16 protein-coding genes are annotated in these 16,170 nt (G+C 43.2%); 11 read left to right on the top strand and 5 right to left on the bottom strand.

What is annotated here, in order from left to right; translation table 11 throughout:
- Positions 1–17 precede the first annotated feature (17 nt).
- Positions 18–1,166, bottom strand: coding sequence for a radical SAM family heme chaperone HemW (gene hemW / locus WHS63_RS03360; protein ID WP_445203887.1), 1,149 nt, complete (start codon positions 1,164–1,166; stop codon positions 18–20).
- Between the two features lie 137 nt (positions 1,167–1,303).
- Here hemW and rpiB point away from each other — a divergent pair, with 137 nt between their 5' ends.
- From rpiB to WHS63_RS03340, 4 genes are all read left to right on the top strand, one after another.
- The gene (gene rpiB / locus WHS63_RS03355) at positions 1,304–1,744 is read left to right on the top strand and encodes a ribose 5-phosphate isomerase B (protein ID WP_369490900.1); all 441 of its coding nucleotides are present in this window, start codon (positions 1,304–1,306) and stop codon (positions 1,742–1,744) included.
- Positions 1,745–1,781: 37 nt separating this feature from the next.
- Positions 1,782–2,759, top strand: coding sequence for a deoxyhypusine synthase family protein (locus tag WHS63_RS03350; protein ID WP_445203886.1), 978 nt, complete (start codon positions 1,782–1,784; stop codon positions 2,757–2,759).
- A gap of 110 nt (positions 2,760–2,869) precedes the next feature.
- Complete coding sequence (locus WHS63_RS03345; RefSeq protein WP_445203885.1) at positions 2,870–4,735, top strand: mucoidy inhibitor MuiA family protein; 1,866 nt, start codon at positions 2,870–2,872, stop codon at positions 4,733–4,735.
- A gap of 44 nt (positions 4,736–4,779) precedes the next feature.
- The gene (locus WHS63_RS03340; protein WP_445203884.1) at positions 4,780–5,358 is read left to right on the top strand and encodes a hypothetical protein; all 579 of its coding nucleotides are present in this window, start codon (positions 4,780–4,782) and stop codon (positions 5,356–5,358) included.
- Positions 5,359–5,516: 158 nt separating this feature from the next.
- On the opposite strand, the gene nfo is transcribed toward WHS63_RS03340, so the two are convergent.
- On the bottom strand, positions 5,517–6,362 hold the full coding sequence (nfo, locus tag WHS63_RS03335) for a deoxyribonuclease IV (RefSeq protein WP_445203883.1): 846 nt from the start codon (positions 6,360–6,362) through the stop codon (positions 5,517–5,519).
- A gap of 103 nt (positions 6,363–6,465) precedes the next feature.
- Between nfo and WHS63_RS03330 the strand changes: the two genes are divergently transcribed.
- The 3 genes from WHS63_RS03330 to polA all read left to right on the top strand — a co-directional run bounded on the left by WHS63_RS03330 (position 6,466) and on the right by polA (position 10,199).
- The gene (locus WHS63_RS03330) at positions 6,466–6,828 is read left to right on the top strand and encodes a hypothetical protein (protein ID WP_445203882.1); all 363 of its coding nucleotides are present in this window, start codon (positions 6,466–6,468) and stop codon (positions 6,826–6,828) included.
- 137 nt (positions 6,829–6,965) lie between these two features.
- Positions 6,966–7,412, top strand: coding sequence for a 6-pyruvoyl trahydropterin synthase family protein (locus tag WHS63_RS03325; RefSeq protein ID WP_445199859.1), 447 nt, complete (start codon positions 6,966–6,968; stop codon positions 7,410–7,412).
- A 15-nt stretch (positions 7,413–7,427) separates the two neighbouring features.
- Positions 7,428–10,199: a DNA polymerase I gene (gene polA, locus WHS63_RS03320; protein ID WP_445203881.1), complete on the top strand. Its 2,772-nt coding sequence runs from the start codon at positions 7,428–7,430 to the stop codon at positions 10,197–10,199.
- Here polA and dusB read toward each other — a convergent pair.
- Complete coding sequence (gene dusB, locus WHS63_RS03315; protein WP_445203880.1) at positions 10,196–11,224, bottom strand: tRNA dihydrouridine synthase DusB; 1,029 nt, start codon at positions 11,222–11,224, stop codon at positions 10,196–10,198. The two genes, polA and dusB, sit on opposite strands and share 4 nt — an antisense overlap.
- 95 nt (positions 11,225–11,319) lie before the next feature.
- Here dusB and WHS63_RS03310 point away from each other — a divergent pair, with 95 nt between their 5' ends.
- Positions 11,320–12,237 (top strand): lysostaphin resistance A-like protein, encoded by a 918-nt coding sequence (locus WHS63_RS03310; RefSeq protein ID WP_445203879.1) that lies wholly within the window; start codon positions 11,320–11,322, stop codon positions 12,235–12,237.
- Here WHS63_RS03310 and WHS63_RS03305 read toward each other — a convergent pair.
- Positions 12,205–12,936, bottom strand: coding sequence for a hypothetical protein (locus WHS63_RS03305; RefSeq protein ID WP_445203878.1), 732 nt, complete (start codon positions 12,934–12,936; stop codon positions 12,205–12,207). The genes WHS63_RS03310 and WHS63_RS03305 overlap by 33 nt on opposite strands.
- 260 nt (positions 12,937–13,196) lie before the next feature.
- Between WHS63_RS03305 and WHS63_RS03300 the strand changes: the two genes are divergently transcribed.
- Positions 13,197–13,886 (top strand): hypothetical protein, encoded by a 690-nt coding sequence (locus tag WHS63_RS03300; RefSeq protein WP_445203877.1) that lies wholly within the window; start codon positions 13,197–13,199, stop codon positions 13,884–13,886.
- Here WHS63_RS03300 and purN read toward each other — a convergent pair.
- Positions 13,883–14,452, bottom strand: a complete 570-nt coding sequence (gene purN / locus WHS63_RS03295) for a phosphoribosylglycinamide formyltransferase (protein WP_445203876.1) — start codon at positions 14,450–14,452, stop codon at positions 13,883–13,885. The genes WHS63_RS03300 and purN overlap by 4 nt on opposite strands.
- Before the next feature lie 178 nt (positions 14,453–14,630).
- Here purN and WHS63_RS03290 point away from each other — a divergent pair, with 178 nt between their 5' ends.
- Positions 14,631–14,867, top strand: a complete 237-nt coding sequence (locus WHS63_RS03290; RefSeq protein ID WP_369490920.1) for an acyl carrier protein — start codon at positions 14,631–14,633, stop codon at positions 14,865–14,867.
- Positions 14,868–14,921: 54 nt separating this feature from the next.
- Positions 14,922–16,169 (top strand): beta-ketoacyl-ACP synthase II, encoded by a 1,248-nt coding sequence (gene fabF / locus WHS63_RS03285; protein ID WP_445203875.1) that lies wholly within the window; start codon positions 14,922–14,924, stop codon positions 16,167–16,169.
- Position 16,170 lies beyond the last annotated feature (1 nt).

Below are 16,170 nucleotides of genomic sequence, written 5' to 3'. Positions count from 1 at the left end.
AAATAATGGCCAGTAATTTAGACCATAAGTAATTCAGCCACAATTGAATCGCTTACAAAGTAATGGCTGGGTGGAATTTTAAGGATGTTGTTTTCCATTACCATTTTACCTGACCCAGTAAATGGTATGATTTTTTTGCGAAGATGGTTATATATTTCAGTTGAAAAACCATTCGCAACCTCTTCAAGGTTTACACCCCACATAGTCCGTAGGCGGGTAATGAGTAGCTCATTGAAACGGGTAACCTCATCGATTGCTTCCAAGTTTTTAGGAAAACTGGCTGAGTCAACCTCCTTTTCCCAACCGGTAATGGACGATGGATTCCACCATCGCATTGACCTGTTGAATGAGTGTGCCGATGGACCTAAACCAAGGTATTCTTCGCCCAACCAGTAACCGCTGTTGTGTTTTGAGATATAGCCCGGTTTTGCCAGGTTCGATATTTCGTAGTGAATGAAACCATTATTTTTGGACATCTCACGCAGCAAATCGAACTGGGCCTTGCTCATCTCCTCATCAAGGGGCATTACAGTTCCCTTGGCTACCCTTCGGGTAAGCGGGGTTCCCTCCTCGTAGGTAAGGTGGTAGCACGATAGGTGCTGAATATCTAACCCAAATGCCACATTTAACGAGTGTTCCCAACTTTTCAACGTTGAATGGGGTAGCCCATAAATTAAATCGATGCTGATGTTAGCAATACCTGCTTTCCTAAATATACGAATGGCCTCAACTGCTTTACCAACATCGTGTCGTCGGCCAAGAAAAATCAGCTCATCGTTGTTAAACGATTGAATGCCAATGCTTACCCTGTTAACGCCAATTGCTTGGTATTGCTCAGCCACCTCAAGGGTAACATCGTCGGGGTTTACCTCAATGGTAATTTCTGCATTGGGGTCAACTCCAAAAAAATCACCTAAACCGGAAATAATTCTCTTGATATTGCCAGTAGGCAATAGCGATGGTGTACCACCTCCAAAGTAAATGGTTTTTACTATTCTATCAGCTATTAAAGGGTTCCTAAGGCTGAGCTCTTTAAGCACAAAATCGGTAAAATGGTTATCCATTTTAGCTTCGCCCACCGAGTAAAAGTCGCAATAGTTGCATTTTTTCCTACAAAACGGAACATGTATGTAAATTCCTGCCATGGTATCCGATTGCTTAAGCAAAGCTAAATGATTGTACTTAAAACATAAAAACACTTTATCTTTGCAAAGGTAATGATTAGCTGGGATGATTTAAGTGGAATTCAGTATTCAGAAATCGAAACGTTGTATTTTTAGAGAATCTTGAATCTGTTACAAATATGAGTAAACCTACACTTGCCATTGCGTCGGATCATGCGGGATATTCAACTAAGGAGGAGCTTAAGAAATATCTTGCTGAGCTGGGGTATAATGTTTGGGATTTTGGAACACACAGCGACGATAGCGTTGATTACCCTGATTTTGCTCATCCGTTGGCAACTGCCATTGAAAAGGGCGATTACCAGCTAGGAATATTGCTTTGTGGCAGTGGTAACGGGGTATCAATTACAGCCAATAAGCACCAGGGGGTACGGTCGGCATTGTGCTGGTTACCGGAAATTGCTACCCTTGCCCGCCAGCATAACGATGCTAATGTTTGTGCCATTCCTGCCCGCTTTGTTAGCGTTAGCGAGGCCAAACAAATAGTAAAGGCTTTTCTTGACGCCAAGTTCGAGGGTGGCCGTCATACCCGTAGGGTTGAGAAAATTCCTGTGAAATAGAATACCATCAATGTATTAAACAATAAAACTATTAGCAATGGACAGCAGTAAACCTATAACTTCGTTTATTGAGAAGCACTACCTGCACTTTAACTCAGCAACCCTGGTTGATGCAGCAAAGGCATACAAAGCTCACATTGAGAGCGGCAAGAAGATGATGATTACCCTGGCCGGTGCCATGAGTACCGCTGAGCTTGGTATCAGCTTAGCCGAAATGATACGCCAGGATAAGGTTCAGATCATTTCGTGTACCGGTGCTAACCTTGAGGAGGATTTAATGAACCTGGTTGCCCACAACCACTACAAGCGCGTACCGCACTATCGCGATCTTACCCCACAGCAGGAGTGGGAGTTGCTTCAAAACGGCCTGAACCGCGTTACCGATACCTGTATTCCTGAGGAGGAAGCCTTCCGCAGGCTACAGTCGCACCTATTCGATGTTTGGAAAGAGGCACAGGATAAAGGTGAACGTTACTTCCCTCACGAGTATATGTACAAAATGCTAAAGAGCGGTGTACTAGAGCAGTACTACCAGATTGACCCAAAGAATTCCTGGATGATAGCCGCAGCTGAAAAGAATTTACCTATCGTAGTTCCGGGTTGGGAGGACTCAACCATGGGTAACATTTTTGCCTCATACTGCATTACTGGTGAGCTAAAGCCTTCAATTGTAAAATCGGGTATTGAGTATATGATGTTCCTTGCCGACTGGTACACCAACAATGCTGGTACTGAGGGAATAGGTTTCTTCCAGATAGGCGGAGGTATTGCCGGCGATTTCCCAATTTGTGTGGTTCCCATGCTACATCAGGATCTTGAACGTACCGGAGTTCCTTTCTGGAGCTACTTCTGCCAAATCAGCGACTCAACCACCAGCTATGGCTCTTACTCGGGTGCAGTACCCAATGAGAAAATTACCTGGGGAAAACTCAATATCGATACCCCAAAGTTTATCATTGAGTCCGATGCCACCATTGTGGCACCACTCATTTTTGCCTACGTGCTGGGTTGGTAACAGAAAGCATCTTTCAAATTCATACTTATAGGCCAGGGACAATCCTTGGCCTATTTTTTTGGCTCGTTGGAATAAAATTTGTTAACTTACGTTGAATTAAAAAATGATTTATGAAACGAATAGCAGGTATTTTAATGTTAGTGCTACAGGTTTTACCTTATACCATTTCAGCACAAAAAGCCGTTGAGGTTAATTCAAACATCACCGATGTGGTTGTTTACCTCGATGCCGCCTCAGTAACCCGTAAGGCACAGGTTAACCTTCCTGAGGGACGAACAAAAATTAGCTTTACAGGCCTTTCGCCCTACATCGATTTTAAAACGATTATTGTTAAAACCCCCGATGGTGTGTCAATTGAAGGCGTAAACCATTCAAATAACTTTATAGGAAAAAAGGAGAGGAATGAGGAGATTGAGATTCTAAATAAAAAGTTAAAGGAACTCGAGGCACAGAGAAAGTCAATAAATACAAGTATAGCCGTAGTAAACGAGGAGATAAGTTTTTTGAATGAAAACAAAACCATTAGTGGCAAAAATGAAGCTGTTCCGGTTCAAATACTCAAGGATGCATCAGCTTACTATGGGACGAGGTTAAAGGAGTTACGTTTCAAGAGCCTCGAACTTAGTGACCAGCTGAGTGAGTTAGAAATAAAAATTGACGAAGTAAATCGGCAGATTTCAACAATAAGTTCCAAACCTGTACTACCCACTGGTACAATTGATGTATTGCTCGAAACGGAAAGCATTAGGAATGGCGTACCCATTGAGGTAAGCTACCTTGTAAAAAATGCTGGTTGGTTACCCCGTTACGATATAAGGGCAAATGCCCTTAACCAACCGTTAAGTTTGGTTTACAAGGCCAATATTAGGCAGGAAACTTCCGAGAACTGGAAAAACGTAAATCTGAAATTATCCAATGCCGAGCCCAATGTATCGGGTGTGGCCCCAAAACTTAAAACCTATGTACTGAACTATGGGGTACAACCCCCACGGTACACAAAAACTAATAGCAGGGTTGAGGGGTTTGTTCGCGATCCCGACGGTATGCCAATTCCTGGGGTTACCATAATTGTTCCTGGAACTACCATTGGAACCGTTACCAACGCCGACGGTTTTTACACTATCAATATCCCACCCGATTCCAGAACTTTAAACTACAGTTTTGTGGGATATAAAACCCAAACATTACCAGTAAACTCTGGCAGGATTGATGTTACTCTTGAACCCGATGAGGTTAGGTTGGAAGAGGTTGTTGTAATGGCCTCTGGTGTATCATATGCAGATACTGAACAACCTGTATACAGAAAGTCGCAACCTAAACCCAAAGTAACCGCTGCTGCTGTAAGTGAAATGGGAGTTATTGAAAAGCCAACCAACGTTGAATTTGAGGTTAGTAAACCATTCACGTTAGCATCGGAAAATAAGTCGCAGGAGGTAAAATTACTTACCTACGAGGTTCCAGCATTTTACAGGTACTATTCTGTACCCAAAGTTGAAAAGGGAGCATACCTATCGGCATATATACCCAGCTGGGAAATATACAACCTGCTCGATGCTGAGGCAAACGTTTACTTTGAAAATACCTACATTGGTTCAACGCTTATTGACACGCGCTCAGCGCTTGATACCCTTCCAATATCGTTAGGAGTTGATAAATCTATAGCCGTTAAGCGCGAAAAGGTAAAAGATTTTACTCAGAAGCAGCTGATTGGTACCTACAAGGAGGAGACCCGTAGCTGGAAAATAACTGTAAAGAATAATAAGAATCAGGATATTCAGATAACTGTGCTCGATCAGGTTCCCGTATCGACCAACGAGGAAATTAAAGTAACTGTTGTTGAGCAAAGCAATGCATTGGTAAATCCCGAAACCGGAGAGGTGAAATGGGATTTAACAGTACCGGCAGGGCAGTTTAAGGAACTCATTTTAACCTACAAGGTTAAGTTCCCGAAAAATAGAAATTTGTATGTGGAGTAACTAAAACAGGAATATTTTAACACCCATGGTTAAATGCGATAACCATGGGTGTTATTTTTTTCCATAAAATATTTATGCTGTCAAATATCAATCCAAATAACTCTTTTAAAATGAAAAGGTATTTTTATGTAATACTCTTATTTTTTTCATACACCTATGTTGGCGCACAAGAAATCAATGATACTTGTAGGTTGCGTCCTTTATCAAGTATCAACCTAAGCATACTTGGTGATGCTTCATTGATTTCATTAAGTTATGAACGGATTTATTCCATAAAACCGAATTTGCATTTATCTGCAAAACTTGGTGTAGGGTACAACGAGGAGTTTAATATATGTATCTATTCTCCATGTCCGGAACCGCATAAATACACAACTATCCCTCACCATGTAACATGCAATATAGGATTTTCCAAACATTTTTTTGAGGTAGGTTTGGGTGGTACAGTAATCATAGGAAAAACAACTCAACCCTACATTTTGTATCCCATTTTGGGTTACAGGTTCCAATCCTTAAATAAGAAGCTAAGTTTTAGAGTTTTTGTAGAGTACCCTTTTTCCGGAGCTGAAACCGATGATATACTGTTTGTTCCAGTGGGAATAAGCATTGGAAGTGTTTTTTAAAGAGTTATTTGGTAGCTGCCAGTTAAAATCTTAGGTTTGATTTATCCGTTAAGAGTACCAAAGGGAGTATCGGTAAATAAGCAATTTGTAAATAACTAATTTCTTCAACCCCGGTCAAACCCAAAATTTTATTATCATTTAATCACTTTCCTTAACTTTTATCCTTTAACAAATCCCTTAAGCATTTTAATTTCTTCAGCCCAGCGCGACTCATCGGGTGTTTCAAGGATAATTGGGATTGCATTAAAGCGTGGGTCAGTCATAATGAGCCGGAAAGGCTCAATTCCCAAAAGGCCATCGCCAATGTTCTCATGGCGATCTACACGGCTACCTAGCCCTTTTTTGGTGTCGTTAAGGTGAATGCCCTTAAGGAATTTAAAACCAATCACCCTATCGAAATGGCTAAAGGTTTTGGCAAAAGCTTCGGGTGTCGATATATCGTACCCGGCCGTAAAGGCATGGCATGTGTCAATGCAAACCCCAACGCGCGATTGGTCGTTAACGTGGTCGATAATAAACCTTATTTGCTCAAAGGTGTAGCCAAGGTTACTTCCCTGACCCGAAGTGTTTTCAATTACCGCCGTTACACCCTGTGTGCGCTCTAAAGCCATATTAATTGAATCGGCAATGAGCAAAAGGCTCTCTTCTTCAGAAATTTTATTCAAATGGCTGCCCGGATGAAAGTTAAGCCTATCGAGGCCAAGCTGCTGGCAACGCACCATTTCATCGAGAAATGCATTACGCGATTTTTCAAGCGCATCCCTATCGGGGTTACCAAGGTTAATAAGGTAACTATCGTGTGGTAGAATTTGTGCAGGTGTGTAGCCATACTTCTCACAGTTCGCTTTAAAAGTATCAATGCTTTTCTGGGTGAGTGGCGGGGCTTCCCATTGGCGTTGGTTCTTTGTAAAAAGTGCAAACGCTGTAGCTCCTATACTATGGGCATTTACGGGGGCGTTCTCAACCCCACCTGCCGCGCTTACATGGGCTCCAATAAACTTCATGACAGTAAAGTTGAAATGGTTCATCAATTTGCGTAAATTTACTCAATAAACAAAGACTTTGAGTTAGCGTTCACTATCTTTGTAAAAATTGAATTTTTTATACATGGATAGCTTAACAGGGAAATGGACATTTACTGAGGAGTTTGAGTGCGGTACCGATAAGGGTTTTGCCTTTTTGGAGCAAAAAGGTGATCTTATAGTTGGATACCTGGAGTACGAGGAGTGTATTGAGGATGAAGAACCATTCATGGTAAGGCAAATTGTTGAGGGTAACATTCAGGGTCACACTATTGTTCTAAAAGGCCTGGAAGTAATGCATCCCGATGGGACTCCCATTCTGAATTACAATCTTGATGTGCTTGAGGGTACTTACACCCATGAAAAAAAGATTGTGGGTCACAGCTACGATTCCGAGGATGTTTGTGGGGTATTTGTGATGACAAGAGTAGCTGGCGACGAATTGTAAACTTAGTGAATAGCAATGTTTTTAACCTTTAAACTGTAAAGCGGAGCAGACTCAAAAATCTTAAACGCCTTTAAGCCAGGCATGTTTTTGAATTTTGAATCTTGAATTTTGAATTTTGAATCTTGAATTATACCAACATGCCAAAAATCCGTTTAACCAAAGAGTTTCGGTTTGAGATGGCCCATGCCCTTGAGGGCTACGACGGCCTATGCCGACACATGCACGGTCATTCCTACATACTTGCGGTTACCGTTATAGGTGAGCCTATCGATAAACAAGGGCACCCAAAGCTGGGGATGGTTATGGATTTTGGCGACCTTAAACGCATAGTTAACCCCCTAATAGTTGATAGGTTCGACCATGCTGTGGCCGTAATGGCCAATACCCCAACGCATACAAAGCTTAGGGAAGCCGGTTTTAATCGTATTGAGGCCCTGCCATTCCAACCCACCTGTGAGAATATGATTCACTACTTTGCTGAAATTATAAAGGCTAATCTTCCGGTCAATGTAACACTACATCACCTAAAACTTAATGAGACTGCCACATCGTATGCCGAATGGTATGCAACCGACAACCTGTAATTGTTTACCAAAACCATGAAAAAACGCCTGCTATTGCTCGATGCTTATGCCCTAATTTACAGGGCATACTATGCCTTTATCAATCGCCCAATGCGTAACAGCAAGGGAATGAACACATCGGCTATTTATGGTTTTATCCGGGCCACACTCGATGCCATCAAAAAGTTTAACCCTACCCATGTGGCGGTAGCATTCGATGTATCGGGCAAAACCTTCAGGAACGATATTTACCCCGATTACAAAGCCCAGCGCGATGAAACGCCTGAGGATATTAGGGCATCGGTTCCTGTCATTAAAAACCTTTTAAATGCTCTTAACATTCCAATTATTGAAAAGGAAGGCTTTGAGGCCGACGATGTTATTGGCACACTTGCCACAAAGGCAAACCCCAAGGAGTTTGAGGTGATAATGATGACCCCCGATAAGGACTACGGTCAACTTTTAAGCGAGAACATTATTATAGCCAAGCCAGGTAGGAGTGGAAACGAGATGGAAATTGTTACTGCAGAGCAATTCTGTAAGGATTACGATATCCAAGATCCAAAGCAATTTATCGATATACTTGCCCTTTGGGGCGATGCCTCCGATAATATCAAGGGTGTTAACAAGGTGGGTGAGAAAACCGCTGCAAAGTTAATTTCCCAGTTTGGGAGCATCGATAACCTACTTCAAAATCTCGATAAGCTTAGCCCGGCACAAAGGGAAAACTTTGAGGCTGCACTTAACATTATTCCGCTTAACCGTAAGCTGGTAAGTATTGTTACCAATATCGACCTCAACGTTGATATTGAAAACGACCTTGCCGTAAAATCGCCTAAAACCCAAGAACTAATACCATTACTGGAGGAGCTGGAGTTTAGATCGATGCTCAAGGAGTTTACTGCTACGCCAAAAGCGGAAAAGCCACAGTACGTCCAGGGCTCGCTGTTCGATATGCCTGCAGCCGAAACACCAAAGCCAGCCATTAACCTCAAAACCATTAACGATTTTGAGGTTGATTACCGCATTGCGCAAACCCCAGAGGAACGCAGAATTTTGATTAAAGAACTGGAAAACTCCATTGAGTTTGCTTTTGATACCGAGACAACTGGGCTTGACCCAATATCGGCTGAGCTGGTTGGCTTATCGTTTGCCATTTCGCCGCGTAAGGCTTGGTGGGTTCCAGTACCATCGGATCAAAACCAGGCAAAAGAGGTGGTTAAGGAGTTTGCCAATGTATTTGGAACCGAAACCATTGCCAAGATAGGACAGAACATTAAGTTCGATATGCAGGTGCTGTTAAGCTATGGAATTGACATTAAGGGACACCTTTACGATACCATGCTTGCCCATTACCTGTTAGAACCCGACTCGCGCCATAATCTCGATTACCTTTCCGAAATCTACCTGAGCTACAAGCCTATTAGCATTGAGGAACTTATCGGGAAGAAGGGTTCCAAGCAGGGTAGCATGCGAAACGTTGAGGCTACGCTAATTACCCGATATGCCTGCGAGGATGCCGATTTAGCTTTGCAGCTCAAGCATGTACTGTTCTCTAAGCTCGAGGAGCAGGGCTTAACCAATCTGTACTTTGCCCTTGAAGCACCGCTAGTTGAGGTGCTAACTTACATGGAGCGCAATGGTGTATCGCTCGACACCAAAAGCTTAAAGGATTACGGGGAGATTCTCTCAGCGCAGCTGGTTGAGCTCGAAAGTGAGATACGCCAAATGGCCGGAGTGCCCGATTTGAATATCTCATCGCCCAAACAGCTTGGCGAGATTCTGTTTGAAAAGCTTAAGATATCGTCCGATGCCAAGCTTACCAAAACCAAGCAGTACTCAACCAACGAGGAGGAACTCCAGAAGTATATCGATGCCCATCCTATTGTTCCCAAAATATTGGAGTTTAGAGGCATAAAAAAATTGCTTTCAACCTATATCGAAACCCTACCCACGCTGGTAAATCCAAAAACTGGGAAAATACACACTTCGTTCAATCAGGCGGTGGCTTCAACCGGAAGGTTAAGCTCTAACAATCCTAACCTGCAAAATATTCCCATACGCGATGAGAACGGACGGGAGATTCGGAAGGCTTTTATTCCATCGCCCGGCGATTACCTGCTACTATCAGCCGACTACTCCCAGATAGAGTTGCGCCTTATGGCGCATATGAGTGCTGACCCCGCCATGCTAGAGGCTTTTGAAAAGGGGCAGGATATTCACGCTGCAACCGCTGCTAAAATATTCAGGATACCCCTGAATGAGGTTACTGCTGACCAACGCCGAAAGGCAAAAACAGCCAACTTTGGAATGATATACGGCATATCAGCGTTTGGCTTATCGCAGCGGTTAGGTATTTCAAGAACCGAAGCAAAGGAGCTGATTGATGGCTACTTCACAACCTACAAGGGAGTGAAGGAGTACATGGAAAAATGCGTTTCGCAGGCTCGTGAGCGGGGATGGGTTGAAACCATTTTTGGACGTAAGCGCTACCTGCCCGATATCAACTCAAACAACCAGGTGGTACGTGGGCTTGCTGAGCGGAACGCAATTAATGCTCCCATTCAGGGCTCGGCCGCCGATATCATCAAAATGGCGATGATTAGAATACACGACGAGTTCAAGAGTGGCAAGCTAAAGTCCAAAATGATAATTCAGGTTCACGACGAGTTGGTATTCGATGTTTACCGCCCAGAGCTAGATGAGGTAAAAGCAATAGTAAAGAAATGCATGGAGGGTGCAGCCGCACTTAGCGTTCCGCTGGAGGTGGAGATTGGTACTGGCAGCAACTGGCTTGAGGCGCACTAGTCTTGCTTGTCGGCCCAGGGCGAGGGATTAATGGACTCGTCAACCACATAGTCGCCATAGCGTTCAGCTATTAGGTTTAGGAGTGAGTAAACCTCATCGGGGTTAAGGGTGGTTAGTAGTTTTAGCCTGATATCCTTGAAGTGTGGTAATCCTTTAAAGTATGAGCCAAAATGCCTTCGCATTTCGAGCATTCCGGTTTTGGCTCCTTTAACCTGGAGCGAACGCTCAAAGTGCAAACGGGCAATTTCAACCTTTTCAGCGGTAGAGAGGGGTTTCATAAGCTCACCGGTTTTAAGGTAATGCTTCACCTCAGCAAAAATCCATGGACGACCATAGGTGGCGCGCCCAATCATAATTCCATCAACCCCGTAACGGGTAAACATCTCCTTGGCCTTAATTGGACTATCAATATCGCCGTTGCCTATAACTGGAATGTGCATCCGAGGATTACTCTTAACCTCACCAATGAGCGTCCAATCGGCTTTGCCAGTATAAAGTTGAGCGCGTGTGCGGCCATGAATGGTAATGGCCTTTATCCCAACATCCTGAAGGCGTTCAGCAATTTCAACAATATTTTTCGATTGGTCGTCCCAACCCAAGCGGGTTTTAACAGTAACCGGCAAATGGGTAGCCTCCACAATTCGGCGGGTCATCTCAACCATTTTGGGAACATCGCGCATCATACCTGAGCCTGCGCCGCGGTTGGCAATCTTTTTAACCGGGCATCCAAAGTTTATGTCAATAACATCGGGGTTTGCCTCGGTTGCAACCCGGGCAGCCTCAACCATGCTCTCAATTATATGGCCGTAAAGCTGAATGCCAATGGGTCGTTCGTAATCGTAAATGGTTAGCTTTGCTACGCTGCTCCCTGCATCGCGGATAAGCCCATCGGCATTAATAAACTCAGTATACATCATATCGGCACCAAAGTGCTTGCACATGTACCGGAACGATGGGTCGGTTACGTCCTCCATGGGAGCCAGTAGCACAGGTTTATCGCCTAAATCAATATTCCCTATTTTCATCCATTTGATTTTGCCATGCAAAAATATCAAAAGAAAACTGTTAAAGGCTTTGTTGAAAGTTGATATGAATTACTTTTGTAAAAATTTTTTAGTTTATGGAATATGGGTCTTTTGAATCAAAATCATTTATTGGAAAGATGGTGATTTTTGGAGCAATCATTTTTGTTAGCTCCACGTTTTTTTCGTTGATTGGAATATTGCTTCTAGGCTTAATGTATGGTGCATCGGGAGTGCAGGTTGTTTTAGGAAACAACCTAACTAATTTAAATGCTCTAAAACTAATACAAATACTACAAACCACAGGAATTTTTATTATACCAGCCATTCTATCGGCCTTTCTTTTTTCCAAAAAACCATGGAGTTACCTATGCTTTGAAAAGGTGAAATTCCAAACAATACTCAAAACATTTATTATAGTACTTATCTCACTACCGGCCATAAACCTTTTGGCATCCATCAACCAGCTGATTCCCGTGAGCGACTGGATGGTAGAAATGGAAAGGAAGGCAGAGGCTATTACAAAGGCATTTCTGTTAACCGATAGTATTTGGGCTTACCTGATTAATATATTGATGATTGCCATCCTCCCCGCAGTAGGTGAGGAACTCATTTTCCGGGGAATCCTTCAGCGGAGGCTGGTTGAGTATACACGCTCGCGATGGGTTGGTATTTTGCTAGCGGCCGCGCTGTTTAGTGCTATACACATGCAGTTTCAAGGTTTTATCCCCCGCTTTGCGCTGGGTGTTGCATTTGGTTACCTGCTTGAGGTTACAGGTAGTATTTGGGTTCCCATAGCTGCGCATTTCTTTAACAATGCCATTGCTACCACAGGTTATATGCTTATGGGCATGGGTGCGGCCGATAAGAGAATTGAAAATATTGGTGGTATAACTGACCTTTGGATACTTGGGCTTGTTAGCCTGGTAGCAACTTCGCTGCTAATAGTAAGTATTAAAAGGGAGTTTGAACGGGAAAGCGAACTAAAACAGACGGGGGATAGCGTTATCGAGTAGCGATAACCCCTTTATCTCGTTTTTTCTATAAACGTAAACCAAACCGTAAGCGGTTGCCTTTTCCCTACGTTCCTCATCAGAGAGGTCTTTGTAGTGTTCCTCCACTTCGTTCCATATGGTTAGGATTATTTCATCGGCTTTTTTACGGAGTTCATTCAGCTCATTAAGCATGCGCTGGGTGTTATGTTGGAGCACTTTTTGGTAGTTATAGGCTTCAAGAAACTGGTCGTAGCGCACCTTAACAACAGCAATAGTGGGGTTGGTAATTGGTGTCATCCCTTTACGGGTACGTGCCATCTCACCCTCAATTATCTTTTTGCCCCATTCTATAAGGTCTTTTTCAGTATTTAGTGAGGGTAGCTTTGACTCATCAATATCCATACCGTAAAGTTCCCGAACTGCTGGTTGTAGTTCACCCCGGGCAATGGCCATGTTTACTACCTGAATAAAGTGCGAAAGGTACAATCTGGCCTTTTTTACCAGTTGCTGGTAATCCTTGCTTCGTTCAACCTGAGTATCGTATGCCGCCTTGTAGTGTGCTATAGCCTTTTCGAATGAGTTTATGAATAGTTCCACCTTGGAAAATGTTGCCTGCGAAAAGGCTAATTCCTGTGGGTGGGTATTTTTGCCCATTTTATAGGCAGCTTTGAGCGCGCGAATACGAGCGCTATCGGTGTTGGGTAATCGGCGGTAGGGCATAGCACTATCAATTTTGTTTTGCTCTGAACGATAAAGGCTTATCACTTGCGAATATAATCCAAGAAATGAAAAAATCAACTCTATTCGCAAAAAAAATTTAGTAGAAATTAGCTAATGTTTAACGAGTTGCTCTGAAATGCCCATTTTATGGACTTTTTATTTAGAAAAAAATTTTATAAGTTGAATGGATATCAAAATTGTAATGGGCGCTGTTGACAATTTAGCTGCGTTATGCTAACTTGCTCTCAAACATTTAGGTAATGTTTAAATCAAATAATATTCCTAAACTTTATTGCCTACTGGCAATGTTTCTGGTTTTTCAGGGCTGTAAAATAACCTATATTCCAAACACGTTCAACAGCCCTTTGCTCCGTAACAGGGGTGATGCTCAATTCAATGCTTGGGCTGGTTCATCGGGTCTGGAGGCTCAAACTGCAGTAGCGGTAACCGATAATTTAGGACTGATGGTTAACGGGCAATTCCAGCAGAATAAGAGAACTGAGGACGATGTAGAGGTAACTGAAAAGCGGACACTAGTTGAGGGCGCAGTTGGTTACACCGAGCGATTCAGCGATATGGGTATTTTTGAAATATATGCGGGAGGTGGTGTTGGGAAAGTTCCTGCCAAGTTCAGGAATATCACCTGGGACGGACCACCTGACATTACCTTTAACCGTTGGTTCATACAACCCGCCTTGGGTTTCTGTAACGACTGGCTCGACTTCAGCGTGGTAAACCGGTTGTCGTTGGTTGACATTGGCCCTCAAAAAAACTGGTTCTACGAACCCGGCGTTGTGGGTAAAATTGGTTACAAACGGATTAGGCTTGTGGGATGTTTTGGTTTTTCATTCCCCCTCCGAGGCCACGACCAACGGTACTGGGATAATCAATTTGTAACCATTTCGGTTGGGTTGCATGTAAACTTCGGGAAGCGAATCCTTGAGGACTAGCCCATTTTCTCTAAAAGCGTTTCAATAACTTTAGGGTAATGCTCCCATTCAAGCTCATGTACCCTTTGAGCTAGGGTTTCAGGTGTATCATTGGGTAAAACCGGGCAGCGTGCCTGAAATATTATATCACCCTCATCGTAGTGTTCATTTACATAATGAATGGTTATCCCCGATTCCGTTTCCCCAGCAGCAATAACTGCCTTATGAACCCTATCGCCATACATGCCCTTACCGCCATACTTGGGGAGCAGTGCTGGATGTATATTCACAATACGATTGTTGAAGTGCCGAACCATTTCAACGGGAACCATTTTCAGGAATCCGGCCAAAACAATAAAATCAATTTTTTGCTCAATTAGCTTACTCAACACACTCCCATTCCTGAGCTCATCCATGGTAAACAGAAAGCTGGGAATCCCTAAACGCTTAGCCCTTTCCAGAACAAACGCATTAGGGTTTTCGGTGGCTATTAGTGTAATTTTAAACTTTGGATTGGACAAAAAGTGTTTGGCAATATTCTCGGCGTTGGATCCTGATCCCGATGCAAAAATGGCTATGTTGAACATAATCAGGCAGATAATGTTTAAATTTAAACGACTGTCAAAAAAAAATTGTTAACAAGCGTCAAAAATATGAACAAAAAAATTACTTTTGCCACGTTTTTACCATCTGATTTGTTTTCAGGTGAAAATAAGTTTTTCTTTGTGATTTGAAAACTCAATTTACTAACTAAATTTTAAAACTATGTCAGACATTGCAACTAGAGTTAAGTCGATCATTGTTGACAAGCTTGGAGTAGATGAGAACGAAGTAACTCCTGAAGCTAGCTTTACCAACGATCTTGGTGCCGATTCACTTGACACCGTTGAGCTGATTATGGAATTCGAAAAGGAATTCAACCTATCTATTCCCGATGAGGAAGCTGAAAAGATCAGCACCGTTGGTGATGCTATCAAGTACATTGAACAGCACAGCAAGTAATTAACTATTAACCGGCAAGGCAAATTTTGGTTTTTAACTAAAACACATTTTAATATGGAAATGAAACGTGTTGTTGTTACTGGTGTTGGAACCATTAACCCCTTAGGGAATAACATTCAGGAATACTGGACTAATCTTGAGAATGGAGTTAGTGGTTGTGAACTCATTACAAGTTTCGACACGTCGAAATTCAAAACCAAATTTGCCTGCATGGTAAAGAATTTTGACCCAAATAACTACTTCGATCGCAAAGAGGTTAAAAAGCTCGATCCTTACACACAATTTGCGCTGGTGGCAGTTGAAGAAGCCATGAAGGATTCAGGCATTAACCCCGAGGCCATTGACCTCGACATGGCCGGAGTAATTTGGGCATCGGGTATTGGGGGGTTACAAACCCTTACCGAGGAACTAAGAGGCTATTTCGGTGGTGATGGAACACCCCGATTTAGCCCCTTTTTCATTCCCAGGATGATTGCCGACATAGCAGCCGGGCATATCTCCATGAAGTACGGTTTCCGTGGACCAAACTTCTCAACCGTATCGGCCTGCGCATCGGCAACCAACGGTATTATTTGTGCCCTCGATGTAATCCGAACCGGTAAAGCTAACGTTGTTATAACCGGAGGTTCTGAGGCCTCAGTTAACGAAATTGGCGTAGCCGGATTCAATGCGCTTCAGGCACTATCGACCCGTAACGAGGAGTATAAAACAGCCTCCCGTCCATTTGATGCTACCCGCGATGGTTTTGTTATGGGTGAAGGAGCTGGAGCTCTGATACTCGAAGAGTACGAGCATGCTAAAGCCCGTGGGGCCAAAATTTACTGTGAGTTGGTAGGCGGCGGCATGTCAGCCGATGCATACCACCTGACAGCACCTCACCCCGAGGGGCTTGGTGCCCGTAAGGTTATGGAAAATGCCTTACGCGATGCCGGCATGAAACCCGAGGATATCGATTATATTAACGTTCATGGTACAGCCACTCCACTTGGTGATGTTGCTGAAACTAAAGCCATTATCCAAGTTTTTGGTGAGCATGCCTACAAGCTAAATATCAGCTCAACAAAATCGATGACCGGTCACCTGCTTGGCGCTGCCGGTGCCATTGAGGCTCTTGCTGCAGTTATGGCCGTTTATAAAGATGTGGTACCACCAACCATCAACCTAAAAGAGGTTGATCCTGAAATTGACAGCAAGCTTAACCTAACGCCAAATGTTGCTCAAAAGCGAACTGTTCGTGCTGCTTTAAGCAACACCTTTGGTTTTGGTGGACACAACGCATCCATCATCGTAAAAAAGATGTAGC

The organism is Tenuifilum sp. (genome assembly GCF_037481895.1).
Lineage (GTDB): Bacteria > Bacteroidota > Bacteroidia > Bacteroidales > Tenuifilaceae > Tenuifilum > Tenuifilum osseticum.
Note: the sequence above shows the minus strand (reverse complement) of the source record. Positions and strands in the feature narration are given on the sequence as shown.

What these genes read in the sequence shown, in the direction of transcription:
- WHS63_RS03310 (WP_445203879.1), top strand. Translation starts at nt 11,320, where the DNA reads ATGGAATATGGGTCTTTTGAATCAAAATCATTTATTGGAAAGATGGTG.
- WHS63_RS03350 (WP_445203886.1), top strand. Translation starts at nt 1,782, where the DNA reads ATGGACAGCAGTAAACCTATAACTTCGTTTATTGAGAAGCACTACCTG.
- WHS63_RS03290 (WP_369490920.1), top strand. Translation starts at nt 14,631, where the DNA reads ATGTCAGACATTGCAACTAGAGTTAAGTCGATCATTGTTGACAAGCTT.
- fabF (WP_445203875.1), top strand. Translation starts at nt 14,922, where the DNA reads ATGGAAATGAAACGTGTTGTTGTTACTGGTGTTGGAACCATTAACCCC.
- dusB (WP_445203880.1), bottom strand. Translation starts at nt 11,224, where the DNA reads ATGAAAATAGGGAATATTGATTTAGGCGATAAACCTGTGCTACTGGCT.
- WHS63_RS03345 (WP_445203885.1), top strand. Translation starts at nt 2,870, where the DNA reads ATGAAACGAATAGCAGGTATTTTAATGTTAGTGCTACAGGTTTTACCT.
- WHS63_RS03330 (WP_445203882.1), top strand. Translation starts at nt 6,466, where the DNA reads ATGGATAGCTTAACAGGGAAATGGACATTTACTGAGGAGTTTGAGTGC.
- purN (WP_445203876.1), bottom strand. Translation starts at nt 14,452, where the DNA reads ATGTTCAACATAGCCATTTTTGCATCGGGATCAGGATCCAACGCCGAG.
- rpiB (WP_369490900.1), top strand. Translation starts at nt 1,304, where the DNA reads ATGAGTAAACCTACACTTGCCATTGCGTCGGATCATGCGGGATATTCA.
- WHS63_RS03305 (WP_445203878.1), bottom strand. Translation starts at nt 12,936, where the DNA reads ATGCCCTACCGCCGATTACCCAACACCGATAGCGCTCGTATTCGCGCG.
- WHS63_RS03340 (WP_445203884.1), top strand. Translation starts at nt 4,780, where the DNA reads ATGGGTGTTATTTTTTTCCATAAAATATTTATGCTGTCAAATATCAAT.
- WHS63_RS03325 (WP_445199859.1), top strand. Translation starts at nt 6,966, where the DNA reads ATGCCAAAAATCCGTTTAACCAAAGAGTTTCGGTTTGAGATGGCCCAT.
- polA (WP_445203881.1), top strand. Translation starts at nt 7,428, where the DNA reads ATGAAAAAACGCCTGCTATTGCTCGATGCTTATGCCCTAATTTACAGG.
- nfo (WP_445203883.1), bottom strand. Translation starts at nt 6,362, where the DNA reads ATGAAGTTTATTGGAGCCCATGTAAGCGCGGCAGGTGGGGTTGAGAAC.
- WHS63_RS03300 (WP_445203877.1), top strand. Translation starts at nt 13,197, where the DNA reads ATGTTTAAATCAAATAATATTCCTAAACTTTATTGCCTACTGGCAATG.